At 35.1% G+C, this 16,814-nt stretch carries 14 protein-coding genes; 9 read left to right on the forward strand and 5 right to left on the reverse strand.

Annotation, left to right across the window (positions count from 1 at the left end; all coding sequences use genetic code 11):
• Positions 1-52 precede the first annotated feature (52 nt).
• Positions 53-760, forward strand: a complete 708-nt coding sequence (folE, locus tag EZY12_11325; protein ID QSX70101.1) for a GTP cyclohydrolase I FolE — start codon at positions 53-55, stop codon at positions 758-760.
• Positions 761-894: 134 nt separating this feature from the next.
• Here the strand turns inward: folE and EZY12_11330 are convergent, their stop codons facing one another.
• Positions 895-1,524 carry a phosphoribosylanthranilate isomerase gene (locus tag EZY12_11330; protein QSX70102.1) on the reverse strand — a complete coding sequence of 210 codons (630 nt, stop codon included), beginning with the start codon at positions 1,522-1,524 and terminating at the stop codon, positions 895-897.
• Positions 1,525-1,650: 126 nt separating this feature from the next.
• Here EZY12_11330 and EZY12_11335 point away from each other — a divergent pair, with 126 nt between their 5' ends.
• The 5 genes from EZY12_11335 (at position 1,651) to EZY12_11355 (ending at position 9,135) form a co-directional block, all read left to right on the forward strand.
• Positions 1,651-1,902 carry a photosystem I reaction center subunit PsaK gene (locus tag EZY12_11335; GenBank protein QSX70103.1) on the forward strand — a complete coding sequence of 84 codons (252 nt, stop codon included), beginning with the start codon at positions 1,651-1,653 and terminating at the stop codon, positions 1,900-1,902.
• A 343-nt stretch (positions 1,903-2,245) separates the two neighbouring features.
• The gene (locus EZY12_11340) at positions 2,246-3,817 is read left to right on the forward strand and encodes a glycosyltransferase family 39 protein (protein ID QSX70104.1); all 1,572 of its coding nucleotides are present in this window, start codon (positions 2,246-2,248) and stop codon (positions 3,815-3,817) included.
• 220 nt (positions 3,818-4,037) lie between these two features.
• The gene (locus tag EZY12_11345; GenBank protein QSX70105.1) at positions 4,038-5,234 is read left to right on the forward strand and encodes a site-2 protease family protein; all 1,197 of its coding nucleotides are present in this window, start codon (positions 4,038-4,040) and stop codon (positions 5,232-5,234) included.
• 471 nt (positions 5,235-5,705) lie between these two features.
• Positions 5,706-7,361 carry an IS1634 family transposase gene (locus tag EZY12_11350; GenBank protein QSX70633.1) on the forward strand — a complete coding sequence of 552 codons (1,656 nt, stop codon included), beginning with the start codon at positions 5,706-5,708 and terminating at the stop codon, positions 7,359-7,361.
• 1,114 nt (positions 7,362-8,475) lie between these two features.
• Positions 8,476-9,135 carry a Uma2 family endonuclease gene (locus EZY12_11355; protein QSX70106.1) on the forward strand — a complete coding sequence of 220 codons (660 nt, stop codon included), beginning with the start codon at positions 8,476-8,478 and terminating at the stop codon, positions 9,133-9,135.
• A 106-nt stretch (positions 9,136-9,241) separates the two neighbouring features.
• Here EZY12_11355 and EZY12_11360 read toward each other — a convergent pair whose 3' ends face one another.
• From EZY12_11360 to EZY12_11370, 3 genes are all read right to left on the reverse strand, one after another.
• Positions 9,242-9,514, reverse strand: coding sequence for a GlsB/YeaQ/YmgE family stress response membrane protein (locus tag EZY12_11360; GenBank protein ID QSX70107.1), 273 nt, complete (start codon positions 9,512-9,514; stop codon positions 9,242-9,244).
• A gap of 144 nt (positions 9,515-9,658) precedes the next feature.
• Positions 9,659-11,041, reverse strand: a complete 1,383-nt coding sequence (hemN, locus tag EZY12_11365) for an oxygen-independent coproporphyrinogen III oxidase (protein QSX70108.1) — start codon at positions 11,039-11,041, stop codon at positions 9,659-9,661.
• 270 nt (positions 11,042-11,311) lie between these two features.
• Positions 11,312-11,986, reverse strand: coding sequence for a heme oxygenase (biliverdin-producing) (locus EZY12_11370; protein QSX70109.1), 675 nt, complete (start codon positions 11,984-11,986; stop codon positions 11,312-11,314).
• A gap of 392 nt (positions 11,987-12,378) precedes the next feature.
• Here EZY12_11370 and acsF point away from each other — a divergent pair, with 392 nt between their 5' ends.
• Entirely contained in the window at positions 12,379-13,455 is a 1,077-nt protein-coding gene (gene acsF / locus EZY12_11375) for a magnesium-protoporphyrin IX monomethyl ester (oxidative) cyclase (GenBank protein QSX70110.1), read from the forward strand.
• A gap of 101 nt (positions 13,456-13,556) precedes the next feature.
• Here the strand turns inward: acsF and EZY12_11380 are convergent, their stop codons facing one another.
• The gene (locus EZY12_11380) at positions 13,557-14,528 is read right to left on the reverse strand and encodes a zinc ABC transporter substrate-binding protein (protein ID QSX70634.1); all 972 of its coding nucleotides are present in this window, start codon (positions 14,526-14,528) and stop codon (positions 13,557-13,559) included.
• A gap of 203 nt (positions 14,529-14,731) precedes the next feature.
• Here EZY12_11380 and EZY12_11385 point away from each other — a divergent pair, with 203 nt between their 5' ends.
• Complete coding sequence (locus tag EZY12_11385) at positions 14,732-15,559, forward strand: metal ABC transporter ATP-binding protein (protein ID QSX70111.1); 828 nt, start codon at positions 14,732-14,734, stop codon at positions 15,557-15,559.
• Positions 15,560-15,690: 131 nt separating this feature from the next.
• Positions 15,691-16,536, forward strand: coding sequence for a metal ABC transporter permease (locus tag EZY12_11390; GenBank protein ID QSX70112.1), 846 nt, complete (start codon positions 15,691-15,693; stop codon positions 16,534-16,536).
• Positions 16,537-16,814 lie beyond the last annotated feature (278 nt).

The following is a 16,814-nucleotide window of genomic DNA, read 5'->3' on the forward strand; positions in this document are numbered from 1 at the left end:
CTGACAACTGACAACTGACAACTGACAACTGACAACGTACCAAAATTCAATCATGACTATCGCTAGTTCAAACGGTTCTAATCGCGCTCAATCTCCTCTGATTCCCGACTTAGCAGAAGCTATCAATGTCCGACCTGATCGCAATACCCATGATGGTAGAGAACCAGAGTTACATCAACCATCTGAGGAAATCATGGATGACATGATGGCAGCGGTGCGAACAATGATCGTCGGAGTAGGAGAAGATCCTGAACGGGAAGGACTCCTAAAAACGCCCAAGCGTGTAGCTAAGGCGATGAAATTTCTCACCAGTGGCTACAATCAATCTTTAGAAGACCTCATCAATGGAGCTATCTTTGATGAAGGACATGATGAAATGGTGTTAGTTAGAGATATTAACTTCTTTAGCTTATGTGAACATCATATGCTGCCATTCATGGGCAGAGCGCACGTTGCTTATATTCCCAATCAAAAAGTGGTGGGATTAAGTAAACTAGCGCGAATTGTCGAAATGTATTCTCGCAGATTGCAAGTCCAAGAAAGACTAACTCGACAAATTGCCGAAGCACTGCAAACGGTTCTTGAACCTAAAGGTGTTGCTGTTGTCATGGAAGCCAGCCATATGTGTATGGTAATGCGCGGAGTGCAAAAACCAGGTGCTTGGACTGTTACCAGTTCAATGGTAGGTGTATTCCAAGAAGAACACAAAACCCGTGAAGAATTTTTTAACTTGATTCGTCACCAAGCGTCATTTTATTAATGAGGGAATAGGGAATAGGGAATAGGGAATAGGGAATAGGGAATAGGGAATAGGGAATAGGGGTAAGAATTTTCCTGATTACCAATTACCAATTACCAATTACCAATTACCAATTACCAATTACCAATTACCAATTACCAATTCTCTAGCTTTTGAAATAATAGAGCTACTTTGTCTAAATCTTTGTTACCTGGTGAGTGTTCGACACCACTAGATAAATCAATCCCATTGGGGTTAATTTGATTTAAAGCAGTCAGAATATTATCTGGTGTAAGTCCACCAGCTAAGAACCAAGGACAAGTGGGGTTAAATTCCTGCAACATTTGCCAATCTAAGGTTTGTCCTGTTCCTCCTAGCTGTTGGGGATGGTAAGCATCAAGTAGTAGGGTATCTACATAATCAATGTAATTCTTAGTGGTTTGTAGATGCTCGAAACTGCGGACTCGCATCGCTTTGATGATTTCTACTTGTGGTAGATGTTGACGTAATTGATGGCAAAATTCCGGTGTTTCATCTCCATGTAACTGGACACCTGTTAAACCGGACTCTTTCACTATTTGACTAATTTCCGAAATAGTAGTGTTAGCAAAAACGCCGATTTTATCAATGTTTTGGGGAATTGGGGCAATAGCTGCCTGAATTTGAGCTATGGTAACATAGCGAGGCGAAGTGGAGACACATATAAATCCTAGTGCAGTTGCCCCCAGGGAGACTATAGCTAGAGATTGCTGTGGTTGAGTAATACCGCAAATTTTAACCCGCATTTTTATCAGAAAAGTTACAAATAATCACAAAAGTATCTTATTTTCAATTAAAAACGTTTGCTTTGTCCTGAGTAATTTTATAATTCTCTAAGATTATATTCATTTTTTGGTTTAGGAGAACACACTTTGATGTCATCAATCTTATTAGCCGCAGCATCTGTTCCTGTTACACCAGTGTGGAGTCCTACAGTCGGTATCATTATCAGTGCCAGCAGTGCTGTTGTACTTTTATTCACTTTTGCCCTGAAATCGGCTAAAGTTGGACCTGCTATGCCTTTATTACCTGTAAGTATACCAGGATTCATCGGAGCTATGGCTTTTGGTCATGTGATCGGTATTGGTATTGTTTTAGGATTAACTAACATTGGTCGCTTGTAAGTTGGATTTCATCCTCTCTTAACCATAGAGGGTAAAAATTCAGCGGTAGGTAAAAATAAAATTACTTACCGCTGTTGTCCTCACCTCCTTGGCGGTTAATATAATTAATACTCAATATTCATACTTATGTTTTATTGTAGGGTGGGCAATGCCCACCAAAACCTTTCACGGTGGGCATTGCCCTACGGATATTTCAAATATAGCGGTTATCGTTCGGATGCAATACAATAGAGGGCGGGGAAACCCCGCCCCTACAGGTTTTGAAATTTAATCACTGTATCTCATTCAAGTGCATACCACTATATCAAATATCAAATATTAGTTATAATTAATATTCATACTTATGTTTAATTCAAAATTGAATAATAAATATTTTCAAATTAAACTTTTATGCATTCTAGTGGTAGCAATTAGCATTTTTTTGAGATTTACTGATCTTAGCCATAAAGTTTACTGGGTTGACGAAGTATTTACATCATTAAGAATTTCTGGATATTCAGAAAAGGATGTTAGTCAAAAATTATTTAGTGGTTCTTTACTGAGTCCTTCAGAATTACAAAAATATCAATATCCTGCTCTAGAAAAAAGTGTATTTGATACTATTCAAGGACTAGCTGAAAAAGAACCGCAACAAACACCTTTGTATTTCATTATATTAAGATTTTGGACGCAACTATTTGGTAATTCTATTCAAGTAATTAGAAGTTGTTCCGCTTTTTTTAGTGTTTTGACTATTCCTGCTATTTATTGGTTATGTCGAGAATTATTTGAGTCAGTATCAGTAAGTTACTTTGCTATTGCCTTAATTTCTGTTTCTCCTTTTTATCTTTTATACGCACAAGAAGCCCGTGCTTATAGTTTATGGGGATTGACAATTGTATTATCTAATGCTGCTTTATTGATGGCATTAAGAGTTAATAAAAAAATTAGTTGGGCTTTATATAGTTTGACATTAATTATCGGATTTTATACATTTTTATATTCCGTTTTTATAGCTTTTGGGCAAGGAATTTATGTAATTTTTCAGGAAAAATTTAATTTCAATAAAACTGTTAAGTTGTATTTGTTGTCCTTAGGATTTGCCATAATTGCCTTTATTCCTTGGCTGAATATTATTATTACTCATAAGCAAGCTGTATCAACTTATACTGAGTGGCAAGATGGTAGAATAGGCTTATTAGATTTGGTTTCTACATTAATTGGTCATCTTGGTCATTTATTCATTGATTTTGATATCAATGCAGATATTAATATTCTTAGTTACTGGCTTTATCAAGGTATTAATTATTCAATTGTTGTTTTAATTATTTATGCAGTATATTTCTTGATTTGCCGAACTGAAACTAAAATTTATCTATTTATTCTGAGTTTGATTTTACCAACAGGATTAGGAATTATTTTATTAGATTTAATCCAAGGAAAGCATACTGTTGTTGCTGCAAGGTATTTTATGCCCTGTTATTTAGGGATAAATCTGGCAGTAGCTTATTTAATTGATAAACAATTATTTTCAGGAATTTCACAACAGGTGAGAAAAGGTTGGAAACTTGTGGTTATATTTTTAATATCTCTGAGTTTTCTATCTTGTATTAATATTTTGCAAGCTGAAACTTGGTGGAATAAAACTAATGGTTATATTCCCCAAATGGGACGTTTAATTAATAAATCTGAAAATCCCTTAGTGATTAATGAAGGTGATTTTTGGTTAATATCTTTAAGCTATTATCTTCAAAATAAATCTAAAATTATGGTAGTTGATGCTAAAAATGGAATAGATCAGTTACCAGCAGGTTTTAGTGATTATTTTGTCTTTAATTCATCTCCTGAGTTAATAAAAATATTGCGAAATAGTCAAAATCACAGGTTAATACCTTTAGAAAATATCGACTCATCTGTTTTATTTAAGATTCAATAATTATCTAAACCTTTGAGGACTTTCAGATGAAACTATATGAAATCAGATTTTTATCATAGCTGACCGCAGATAAACGCAAATAAACGCAGATGAAGACGGATGAATGAATAGATTTTATTATTCTGTGCAAATATAGCTCTCAAAGCCAATAAAATCGTTAGGATATTAATGGGGTTTCAGGATTTTGGGCAGGTATTGAAAAATTAGATAAATTGATGTTATGCAAACTAATTGGAAAATCGGTTCTTTATTTGGCATTCCTTTATTTTTAGACCCCTTATGGTTTGTGATTTTGGGGTTAACTACTCTGAATTTTGGCTTTGCTTACCAGCAATGGGGGACTGTCGCGGGTTGGAGTGCGGGTTTGATTATGGCACTGCTGTTATTTGCTTCAGTGCTGCTGCATGAGTTGGGACATAGTTTGGTGGCACAGTCCCAAGGAATTAAGGTAAATTCGATTACTTTGTTTTTATTTGGGGGAGTTGCTGCTATTGAGGAAGAATCAAAAACTCCTGGTCAAGCTTTTCAGGTAGCGATCGCTGGCCCTGCGGTAAGTGTTATGCTATTTTTCTTACTGCGTTTAGCTGCAAGTGTAATTCCCGATAGTAACCCTCTCAGTGAGATGACGGCAGATTTATCGAGAATTAACTTGGTTGTGGCTTTGTTTAATTTGATTCCTGGTCTACCTTTGGACGGGGGACAGGTGTTAAAAGCGGCTTTGTGGAAAGTGACAGGCGATCGCTTTCAAGCGGTACACTGGGCAGCAAAGGCTGGACAAATTTTAGGTTATATTGCGATCGCTTTAGGATTTGCCATTGATTTCTTTACGAGAGAATTTATCACGGGTTTATGGATTGTTTTGATTGGCTGGTTTGCAGTGCGTAATGCTAACAGTTATGACCGTGTAACCACATTACAAGAAACTTTACTCAAGCTAGTTGCAGCCGATAGTATGACTCGTAATTTTCGGGTAGTTGATGCTAATCAAACATTGCGAGAATTTGCTGATTCCTATCTTTTGGAGACCACTACACCACAAGTTTATTTTGCTGCATCTGATGGTCGTTATCGCGGTTTGGTTGCGATTAATGATTTACGGACAACCGAAAGAAGTGCATGGGAAACTCAAACTTTACAAAGCATTGTTCATCCTCTGAATGCAATTCCTACTGTTATTGAATCTGCTTCTTTAGCAGAGGTAATTAACAAATTGGAAACTGAACAATTACCTCAAATTACTGTTCTTTCTCCTGCTGATGCTGTCGCTGGTGTTATTGATAGAGGGGATATTGTGCAAGCATTAGCAGAAAAGTTAAATTTGCCAATTGATGCTGCTGAAATAAGACGCATTAAGGAAGAAGGTAGTTTTCCACCAGGTTTGCAATTAGGGGTGATAGCAAAGTCATTGGATAAATGAATTTGTCTGAATCAGGATATCCAGGATTTGAGGATTTTCAGGATTAATGAATATAATATTGTCTGAATCAGGATTTCTAGGATTTGAGGATTTTCAGGATTAATGAATATAATATTGTCTGAATCAGGATGTCCAGGATTTGAGGATTTTCAGGATTAATGAATATAACCCACATTCCGCACCCACAACTGTCACACCCCAAGCAAACGGATGTATTTAGTACATAAGAACTAAATGTTGAGAGGATTTGTTAAAGCTAAATAGGAATTATTACTATTAAGTTAGAGATACAGTTAAATATTCACGACTAAGTACGAAATTATTGGTTCTTAGGTTATTTTGATAGAAAACTTAGTTTAAAATCATTGAAAGGTTTATCCTCAATGACAATGAAAAAACTAAAAAAATGTGTTGACTCAACAGAAAAATGAGAAAATACAAAACAGATACTTTTGTGGAGTTTCTGTTGTCATGTTGAATATAAAAGACCTTGAATTGAAGAAGATTGACCATTTAGGAATAGTAGCAGGAATAGTAGATTCAATTGGGATAGTAGAAATAATTAATAATTTACTAGGGTCAGAACCAGAAGAAAAAGTCAGTGCGGGTCAGGTAGTAAAGGCGATGATTTTAAATGGATTAAGCATGATGTCACAGCCTTTATATATGTTCCCAAAATTCTTTGAATTAATCGCTTGTGAACACTTAATTGGTGCAGGAGCAAAACCAGAATATTTCAACGATGATAAGCTGGGAAGAGTATTAGATAAATTATTTATAAAAGGACTAGATACAACATTTTTAGCAGTCAGTTTAAATGCGGTAAAAATATATCAGATATCACTTTCATCATCACACTTGGATTCGACATCATTTCATGTAGATGGAGAATATGAAAATAGTTTACCATCAGTAATATTTAAAAATCAAAAAGAATCAGGTTCATTGGAAAAAGAAAATGAAGAGAGTCAATCACCTCAAGCGATAAAGCTGACCTATGGTTATTCAAGAGATCATCGTCCAGATTTAAAACAATTTATTACACAATTAGTATGTTCAGGAGATGGAGATATACCAATATATATAAAAGCAGTATCAGGGAATGAAGTTGATTCTAAAAAATTTGGAGAAATCGCAGTTGAATATCAGAAAAGAATACAAGTTGATAGTTTGATAGTAGCAGATAGCGCATTATATACAGAATCAAATATCAAGTTAATGTCGAGTCTCAAATGGTTAACCAGAGTACCCTTAACGATAAAATCAGCAAAAAACTTAGTGATGAGTTTAGCAGAATCGGAATTTGTTAAAAGTGAAAAAGTAGGATATTCTTATGCCGAAAAGAAAATAACTTATGGAGATATAGAACAAAGATGGTTAGTTGTGCAAAGTCAAGATAGAAAAAAATCTGACTTAAAGAAATTATCAAAGAAAATAGAAAAAGCTTTGACTAATACTCAAACTAAGTTAAAAAACCTATCGCAAGAAAAATTTGCTTGTGCTGCTGATGCTAGAAAAGAATTAATCAAAATAAGTAAAGAATTTAAATATCATCAAGTAGAAAATATCGAAGTTATCGAAAAAAGTCCTAACATCAAAGAAGAAAATCAATCAAAATACTATCAAATCTTAGCAACAGTTGCTGAAAATAAAGATGCTATTGACCAAGAAGTATTAAGTGCAGGAAGGTTTATAATTGCCACAAATGTTTTATCAGAAAAAGAACTGAGTAAAGAGAAAATGCTGTCTGAATATAAAGCACAGCAATCCTGTGAACGAGGATTTAGTTTTCTCAAAAATCCTTTATTTTTAGCAGATAGTATTTTCCTGAAAAGCCCAGAAAGAATAGAGGCATTAGCAATGATAATGGGGTTATGTCTGCTAGTTTATACTCTAGCACAAAGAGAAATTAGGGCTGCTTTAAAATCCTTAAACTATACTGTAAAAAATCAATTGGGCAAAGCCATCAACAATCCAACAATGCGGTGGATATTTCAATGTTTTCAATCAGTTCATCTTGTTACTTTTCAACAAAAAACAGACTTTTATAACTTAACATCTGAAATGAAGTACATTCTTCTATTTCTCCCAGAAGCTTGCCGTAATTACTACAGATATATAAGTTGATTTATCAACATTATTAATAGTTTAATTATACAATTTGACTCATTAATTTTATTAATGAGTTTAAGTTTTAATGCTATTTTTAAGTTTATTTCTAGAAGGATATAAGTTATGATTAAGTCTTGATAGACTAACAATAAAATTATATTATATTTTTTGCCAGAAACCACCCTTATTCTTTATTGCTTCTTATTGAGAATACATCTGAATCAATTTTCCTATCTAAAATTTGTTTTTTTATATATCAATGTATTCTTTTACTCCTTCTTCATCAATTTACCTCCGTAATCACCGTTTGTGACAGTCAAGGGTGCGGAATGTGGGATATAATATTGTCTGAATCAGGATGTCCAGGATTTGAGGATTTTCAGGATTAATGAATATAATATTGTCTGAATCAGGATGTCCAGGATTTGAGGATTTTCAGGATTAATGAATATAATATTGTCTGAATCAGGATGTCCAGGATTTTAGGATTTTCAGGATTAATGAATAGAACATCCTGTTAATCTTTAAATCCTCTAAATCCTGATTCAGACAATTAATTTGAAAATGTTTGAATCAGGATATCCAGGATTTTAGGATTTATGGCTAACGCCACGCTACGCGAACAGGATTAATAAATACAACATCCTGTTAATCCTTAAATCCTCTAAATCCTGATTCAGACAATTAATTTGAAATTATCAGAATCAGAATAGCCAAGATTAATGAATAGAATATCCTGTTAATCCTTAAATCCTGTAAATCCTGATTCAGACAATGAATTTGAAATTATCAGAATCAGAATAGCCAAGATTAATAAATATCACATCCTGTTAATCTTTAAATCCTGTAAATCCTGATTCAGACAATGAATTTTAAATTATCAGAATCAGAATAACCAAGATTAATAAATAGAACATCCTGTTAATCCTTAAATCCTGTAAATCCTGATTCAGACAATGAATTTTGAAACTGTCTGAATCAGGATACCCAGGATTTGAGGATGTTCAGGATTAATGAATATCACATCCTGTTAATCTTTTAATCCTGTAAATCCTGATATGGCTTGCGCCACGCTACGCTATCAGACAATTAATGTTATAATTAATAAATAACTACTTGGTGTCATATTATGATGATTACTCAAGAATTAGAACTTAAAGAAAACATCTCTCAAGATGTGATTTTTCCTCCCAATGATTTATATAGTGATGAACCTCCCGTGGAAACAGAACTACATCTAAGACAAATAATTCTCCTTTTCAAATGTCTAGAATGGTTGTGGAAAGATAGAAGAGATTTCTATGCTGCGGGAAATCTCACCATTTACTATAGTCCTAATCAGAAAAAATCAGAATTTTTCCGAGGTCCTGATTTTTTTGTGGTGTTGGGAACAGAACGCAAAACTCGGAAAAGTTGGGTAGTTTGGAATGAAGACGGTAAATATCCCAATGTAATTTTAGAAATTCTCTCACCAACTACAGCTAATACAGATAGAGAATATAAAAAAGAACTTTATCAAAATACTTTTCGCACACCGGATTATTTTTGGTTTGATCCTTATACCTTAGAATTTGCAGGGTTTCATTTATTAGATGGAGAATATCAACCTTTAGAAGCAAATGAAAAAGGACATTTATGGAGTCAACAATTAGGTTTATATTTGGGAATTTATGAGGGTTTATTACGGTATTTCACACCAGAAGGAAAGTTAGTATCTACAGCAGAAGAAACCGCAGAACGTTTAGCAGCAAAATTGCGAGAATTAAATATTGACCCAGAAACAATCTAATCTATAATCACAATAATGTTGGGTTTCCTTACGTCAACCCAACCTACGGAAGTTCTTATGAAAATGAGTTTAATTAATGCTATATCAATAGCTAACTATTAGTAACTTATACTCTGCTGCTTCTTTGCCATAATCCCCATAAATAAATGGCAATAATTGCCCCAATTACTGCCACTATTACCCCAGGAATACTTAAAGATGCAGATGTGAGTTGTAAAGTCCCCGTCCGAAGGAGGGTAAATAAAGTACCACCGATAAAAGCACCAACAATACCTAATATCATGGTGGATATCATTCCCCCACCTTGATAACCAGGATAGATTGATTTGGCGATTACACCAGCTAACAGTCCCAAAATTATCCAAGTAATAATATTCATGGATTTCCTCAAAAATTTGACTCAGTTATGTCAAATCTATCAAGGCTTAATGTTATTTATTTCTATCTAATGACATAAACCGGATGAATCAAAAGGTATGTAGTTTTGCTCTCCCCATTAATCATCACTACATACCAATTGTCATTAAATAGAACGGGAGAATTTTGTCTCTCTTGTTCTTGTATGAGTATCGAAAAGAACCGCAATATTTCTGACTAGCAATCTACCAATATCAGTAATATGGATTTCATTTATTAAGACATTGACTAATCCGTCGGCTTGTAGTGGTGCTAATTCTTTGAGTTCATAGCCAAAATATTTATCAAAATTGATATGATATTTTTGCTCAATCTCTGATTTATTGAGATGAAAGTGTGACATTATGGACATAATTACATCCCGTCTAATAATGTCATCTTGAGTTAGTTTAATGCCTTTACTGGTAGGAATCACACCACTCGCAACGGCTTTGTAATAATCCTTTAATTCCTTGTGATTTTGAGCATAGGCATCTTCTAACATACTAATAGATGTAGCCCCAAAACCAAATAATTCCGTTTCTGCGTGGGTAGTATAACCTTGGAAATTACGTTTGAGTGTGCCTTGACGTTGTGCTATTGCTAATTCATTGTTATTTTTAGCAAAATGATCCATTCCAATAAACAAATACTCGTTATTAGTTAATTCCTCAATTGTCATTTTGAGAATATCTAACTTTTCTTCTGCTCCCGGTAATGCTGCTTGGGGAATCATTTTTTGGACAGGTTTAATCCAGGGAACATAAGCAAAATTAAAGACGACAATTCTATCAGCATCTAACGCCATTGTCTTGTGTAATGTTTCCCGGAAAGTTGCCAAAGTTTGATAAGGTAAGCCATAAATTAAGTCTACATTGACACTATCAAATTTAGCTTCTTTAATCCAATCCATGACATCATAAAGTAGTGCTTCTGGTTGAATCCGATTCACTGCTTTTTGGACTTCTGGGTTAAAATCTTGAATCCCAAAACTAATCCGGTTAAAGCCAATATCTCTCAGAAATAAGATATAGTCTCTATCTACATAACGGGGATTAATTTCAATAGAAACTTCGGCATTTTCAGCAATATGGAAATTACGGGTAATATTTTTCCAGAGAAATTCTACTTGATCAAGTTCTAAATAATTTGGTGTACCTCCACCCCAATGAATTTGCAGAACCTCGCGGTTATTGTCAATTAAAGCTGCGGTATTTTTGATTTCCTGTTCCAAATGTTCCAGATATGGTATAGCCATATTCTTGTTATTGGTAATCACGGTGTTACAACCGCAGAAATAACAAGCACTTTGGCAAAAAGGAATATGGAAGTACAAAGATAGGGGAGTTTTTCGTTGATTAGAAGCAGTAATTGCCGCTTGGAAATCTGTTGCGGTGAAAGCTTCGCTTAATTCTGTTGCTGGAGGATAACTCGTATATCTAGGAGCGCGAGTATCATACTTTTGAATTAGATCAAAATCAAACTTAACACCAGGTAGTAGAAAAACCATTACAGCCTCCAATAAATGTGAGTATATTTCTGTGTAGTTGGGAAACAATTAATTTTCCCAATTTAATGTTGTAATTTAGGATTTAGCAAATAGAATATATTTATTCTATTTGTTTGTAGTTAGCATTATTTTTAACGAACCACAGAGGCACAGAGAACACAGAGGAAGAGAATGAATAGATGTTTACTTCTTGTTTGGGATTTTTATATAATTCATCATTGCCAAGGTTAATTGGGTGATGAATTATATTTTTGTAAGTTATGCGGAGACTTAAACTAAATCATTGTAAGTGGCGCGGCCAAGAGCTTCGATTAGAATACCTTCTAGCTCTTTAAGTATCTGCATATTGAGTTTGAAAGCATGGTTAGCTTCTGCCACAATTTTGTCAGTGGTTGTATCATCAACTGAGACTTTATCTAATGCTTGACGATATTTTTCCTTAAAAGCTTGCTTGTCTGGAATTTGCTGAAAATTGTAAAAGGAAGTTCCTTCATGTCCAGAAAGTTTTAAGGCTGATTGAGCAATTTTTTGTAGCATTTGTCCACCAGAAAGATCACCCAAATAACGAGTATAGGAATGAGCTAACAATAGTGCAGGTTCATGTTCGGAAATTTGGTTGATACGCGCAATATAAGCTTGAGCAGCGGGTGAAGGATTGATGCGTTTGTGCCACTGACTCCCATAATAGAATAACATATCTTGTTCTAGGGAAGATTGGCGATTTAGTTCAGGAAAATAAATCAAACTAATAACAGGATGCTGTTTATGTTTCTCAATTGCTACTTCTAGTTCACTGTAAACAAAATAGAAATTTCTCAACAACTGAATAAAACAATCCCTATCCACAACTCCTTGCACAAAACATTTCATGAAGCCAAGATTTTCTGAATCTGTATGTGCCTGTTGTGTTCCTACACGCAGTTTCATCGCTAAATCGTTACTCATTATTACTTCCTTCTTGTTTACGTGTCAGGGTTTGCAAATTTCATCGGCTTGTTTATCAGTTCATAGCCGACATCATCAGAAAAAATTGCTATTCTAGGAGGATATGGATTCTGCATAATTTTCCAGCACAAATTACTACCGATGCAGATTCCGGCTGTTTTTACGACTCCTAAAATTATTTAACTCTTATTCTTTGTATAACTATAAATCCATTCATATTTATTTATGGTTTCATAAATACATTTGGTTAGTGAATAGGTATTTTAACTATACGAAAATGATAGATAATTCAGTAATTTTGTAATAATTAGTTTCAATAGTTTAACTGATGACTAATAACAAATAATTATGCTTATATAATTTTAAGGCATATAATGGTAAAGGGACTACTTATGGTCAATTCGTTGGATAACCCCTCTGTGGAGTTATCGAAATCAGGCGTAAAAGCACCAGTTCAAGAAACATTATTAACACCCCGTTTTTATACCACTGACTTTGATACAGTGGCAAAAATGGATATTTCTGAAAATGAACCTGAATTAAGGGCTATAATTGAGGAACTCAAGGCAGATTATAACCGTCATCACTTTGTGCGAGATGATGAATTTAAGCAAGGTTGGGATCACATTGTTGGTGAAAAACGACTTGCTTTTATTGATTTTTTAGAACGTTCTTGTACTTCGGAATTCTCCGGGTTTTTACTGTTTAAAGAATTATCTCGTCGGCTCAAGGATAGTCAGCCTTTGCTATCAGAAGCATTTGCTTATTTAGCACGAGACGAAGCCCGTCATGCGGGATTTTTGAATAAGTCAATGGCAGATTTTAACCTTTCCCTTGACTTGAGTTATCTCACTAAAAATCGTACCTATACATTTTTCCCCATAGAGTGGGTTATTTACACAGTTTATCTATCGGAAAAAATAGGTTATTGGCGTTATATTTTGGTATATCGTCACATGGAAAAAAATCCAGAATACCAGTTTTATCCTTTATTTCGGAAGTTTGAAAGCTGGTGTCAAGATGAGAATAGACACGGTGATTTTTTCAAAGCTTTGTTACGTTCTCAACCTAAATTATGGAATAATTGGAAATCTCGGTTATGGGTGCGGTTTTTCTTGATAACTGTATTTGCTACCCACAGTATGACAGTATTTGAAAGAGGAAATTTCTATGAAATATTAGGTATGCACCCTCGCAAATACAATAATCAGGTAATTGAGGAAACCAACAGAACCGCAGCCAAAGCATTTCCGATTATTTTAGATACCAATCATCCTTACTTCTTCTGGTATTTAGAACAATGCGCTGTCTACAATCAGAAAATAATTGATCTCAAAGATGTCAATGATTGGAGAATTGTGAAATTTTTCCAAAAAATTTCCTTCACTTTGATGATTTTTTGGTATATGTTCAAGGTCTTTCTAATTAAACCCATTGACACAGAAGCAACTCGTAAACAGGTTTGTTAATTAGGTAATGGGTAAACAGGGACGGGCAAGATGCCCATCCCACAAAATTGGATAGCGTTCGCGAAAGCGTCCCGGAGGGAACTAGCGCTGCTGCAAGCAGTTCATCTTTTTTGTGGAGTTCTCTTATTTAATTGAAAAGGCGTATATTTCCCCCCCAAGGCTTCAACAATAGCGCGGGTATTTGCCTCCATCATTTTTATATAAGTATCACCATTACTCCCTTTTGCCCCAATAGAATCAGAATAAAGTGGAGTTGGCGCTAATTTTACCCCTGCTTCTTCGGCTACTGTTTTAATTAAAGCTGGGTTAATTGTCGTTTCCGCAAATATTGCGGGAACGCCAATTTGTTTGACTGATTCTACTAACTTTTTCACGGTTTGGGCGCTGGGTTGTTCTTCCGTACTAATGCCAATTAAAGTTCCGGCAATTGCTATTTTATAAGCATTGCCATAATATTGAAAAGCATCATGGGTAGTAATTAATTTACGTTTATCTGGGGGAATAGTTTGGATTTGTTGAATAATCCAAATATGTAATTGCTGTAATTCATCAATTAGCTTTTGGGCATTTTGGGTAAATTTATTTTTATCCTCTGGTGACAATTCAATTAAACTATCTCGGATTGCTTTCACCATAGATATAACATTTTCTGCACTTCCCCAAACGTGAGGGTCTGGAACAATTTGCCCTTTACCTTTATCTAACTTTAAAGATTTAACAACTTCCCCCACAGGGATTTTTTTTGCTTTCCCTCCAGTCGCATTCATTAACTTAATCAGTCCCGGTTCTAAATTGTAACCGTTATATAAAATCAAATTAGCTTTTTCCAAAACCCGACTATCTGCGGGGACAGGTTCGTAAACGTGAGGGTCTGCACCTGGTTTGAGAATACCCGTAATTTGTACTTTTTCTCCTCCCACCTCTTCAGCCAAATCAGCAATAATGGTACTCGTTGCTACAACCTGCGGCTGAGTATTTCCCTGGGGTTGACTGTTGGGAGTACAACCAATTAAGGACAAAGATAACAACATTCCTAGACAAAGGCGATTAAGTAAAGAAAACCTAACCCCCAACCCCTTCCCTGCGAGGGAAGGGGAGTAAGAATAAAAGCCTCTCTCCTCACAGGGGAGAGGTTTGGAGAGGGGTTTCAGTAATAAGTCATACATTGTATTAAGCATTAGTTTCATTTATCTTACTGATTACTTCTAATTATAGATATTCTCATATTTCTCTCATTTTTATGATAAGCTCAAAAATAAGTATTTTAACTAGGGTTATGCAAAACGTTTCTTTTTACCAAAAATTTAGCCTATCTCCTAAAAATCAAGTAGATATACCGACGCAAGTTGTCAAACCAATTGATATGAAATCCTCAACAGCAATTAATATTACTCATGTAGGCGTACATTACCGCGCTCAAGAAGCACTTAGAGATGTTAATTGCATAATTAAACCAGGAAAAATCACAGGGATTTTTGGGCCTAATGGTGCGGGTAAAAGTACATTAATGAAAGCTATTTTGGGATTAGTTCCCATGAGTAGCGGTCAAGTTTTATACGAAAATCAGCCTTTAATGCAGCAACTAGAGAAAGTTGCTTATGTGCCACAACGTAGCCAAATTGACTGGAATTACCCCGCTACAGTATGGGATGTAGTGATGATGGGACGTGTTAAAAAGACAGGATGGTTACGTAGTTTCTCCACAGTTAGCCGTCAAGTAGCAAAAGCAGCATTAGCAAGAGTGGGAATAGAAGAATTAAAAAATCGTCCCATTGGTGAACTTTCAGGAGGACAACAACAACGGGTATTTTTAGCCAGAGCTTTAACTCAAGAAGCGGATATTTTCTGTTTTGATGAACCCTTTGTAGGGATAGATCAAAAAACCCAAGCCATCATATTTAAAGTCTTTCAAGAACTAGCAAAAGCGAATAAAATCGTCTTAGTAGTTAATCATGATTTAGGCGAATCCATCACCCATTTTGATGATTTAATCTTACTAAACTGTGAATTAATCGCCACAGGTTCACGCCAAAAAGTCTTAACAGAAGAAAACTTACATCGCGCCTATAGCGGTAAAGTCATGTACTTTTCCGACGCAGCATAATAAGAACCCCACCCCCAACCCCCTCCCCGCAAGCGAGGAGGGGACTATGATTTATTTATTTCATACAAATAAATACCGCTATATCTTCTCTTCCTTCGTGTCCTTCGCTCCTTCGTGGTTCATTTTCATTTATGCTTCAAGCACTAATAGAACCGTTGCAATATGGCTTCATGCAGCGTTCCTTAATTATCGCCATATTAGTAGGCTTATTGTGTGCCATAGTCGGTAGCTATTTAATGGTACAACGCCTGGCATTGCTGGGTGATGCTATTAGCCATTCAGTATTACCAGGACTAGCGATCGCCTTCATGATCGGTGCTAATATCTTTGTAGGAGCGTTTATTGCTGGTGTTTTGAGTACAATGGCGATCGCCTTAATTAAAACACGTTCCCCCATTAAAGAAGATGCCGCTATGGGCATAGTTTTTTCTGCCTTTTTTGCCCTTGGTGTCACCTTAATCACAGTCATTCAAAAAGATAATAAAATAGATTTGAATCATTTTCTTTTTGGTAACATTTTAGGGGTGACAGCGGACGAAGTAAGAGATACAGCTATTATTGCAGCTATTGTTTTAATAGTAGTTTTCCTATTATATAAAGAACTGTTATTTTACACTTTTGATCCTTTGGGCGCACAAGCTGCTGGTTTACCAGTTAATCGCTTAAACTTTGGTTTAATGTTGTTAATTGCTTTAACTATTGTTGCCAGTATGAAAGCTGTGGGAGTAATTTTAGTATTATCACTTTTAATCACTCCTGGTGCAACTGCTTATTTATTAGTAAAGCGGTTGCATGAAGTGATGATTTTAGGGGCGGTAATTGGGGTGATTTCTAGTATTAGTGGAATGTATCTCAGTTACTTTTATAATTTACCTTCTGGTCCGGCGATTGTGTTAGTAGTTTCTGCTTTGTTTACGTTGGCTTTGTTGTTTAGTCCTCGACATGGGATTTTGATTCCTAGTACGAATAGGAGATAAAATTATTAAATCGGTAATTTGATTACATTTAATGCTTCTTTATATTTACGTTATTCCACGTAAATGGACTTTGTTTGTCTAGTAGCGATCGCTAATTGCCGTTATTTTACTAAGAGACTTCCAATTAAAAAAATATCCCAAAATTTCTTGTGGTGCGGGCATCTTGCCCGCTAATAATATAAGGACGGGCAAGATGCCCATCCCACAAAATTGGATCATCTTTTTTGTGTAGTTCTCTAAACTGGAAAAGTGTTCACAAGTACCGCTATTATAATTCT

Source organism: Dolichospermum sp. DET69 (assembly GCA_017355425.1).
Taxonomy (GTDB): Bacteria; Cyanobacteriota; Cyanobacteriia; order Cyanobacteriales; family Nostocaceae; genus Dolichospermum.

Bases quoted from the DNA above. Each gene is read 5' to 3' on its own strand.
- folE (QSX70101.1), top strand. From the start codon at position 53: ATGACTATCGCTAGTTCAAACGGTTCTAATCGCGCTCAATCTCCTCTG.
- EZY12_11330 (QSX70102.1), bottom strand. From the start codon at position 1,524: ATGCGGGTTAAAATTTGCGGTATTACTCAACCACAGCAATCTCTAGCT.
- EZY12_11340 (QSX70104.1), top strand. From the start codon at position 2,246: ATGTTTAATTCAAAATTGAATAATAAATATTTTCAAATTAAACTTTTA.
- EZY12_11345 (QSX70105.1), top strand. From the start codon at position 4,038: ATGCAAACTAATTGGAAAATCGGTTCTTTATTTGGCATTCCTTTATTT.
- EZY12_11350 (QSX70633.1), top strand. From the start codon at position 5,706: ATGTTGAATATAAAAGACCTTGAATTGAAGAAGATTGACCATTTAGGA.
- EZY12_11355 (QSX70106.1), top strand. From the start codon at position 8,476: ATGATGATTACTCAAGAATTAGAACTTAAAGAAAACATCTCTCAAGAT.
- EZY12_11360 (QSX70107.1), bottom strand. From the start codon at position 9,514: ATGAATATTATTACTTGGATAATTTTGGGACTGTTAGCTGGTGTAATC.
- hemN (QSX70108.1), bottom strand. From the start codon at position 11,041: ATGGTTTTTCTACTACCTGGTGTTAAGTTTGATTTTGATCTAATTCAA.
- EZY12_11370 (QSX70109.1), bottom strand. From the start codon at position 11,986: ATGAGTAACGATTTAGCGATGAAACTGCGTGTAGGAACACAACAGGCA.
- acsF (QSX70110.1), top strand. From the start codon at position 12,379: ATGGTCAATTCGTTGGATAACCCCTCTGTGGAGTTATCGAAATCAGGC.
- EZY12_11385 (QSX70111.1), top strand. From the start codon at position 14,732: ATGCAAAACGTTTCTTTTTACCAAAAATTTAGCCTATCTCCTAAAAAT.
- EZY12_11390 (QSX70112.1), top strand. From the start codon at position 15,691: ATGCTTCAAGCACTAATAGAACCGTTGCAATATGGCTTCATGCAGCGT.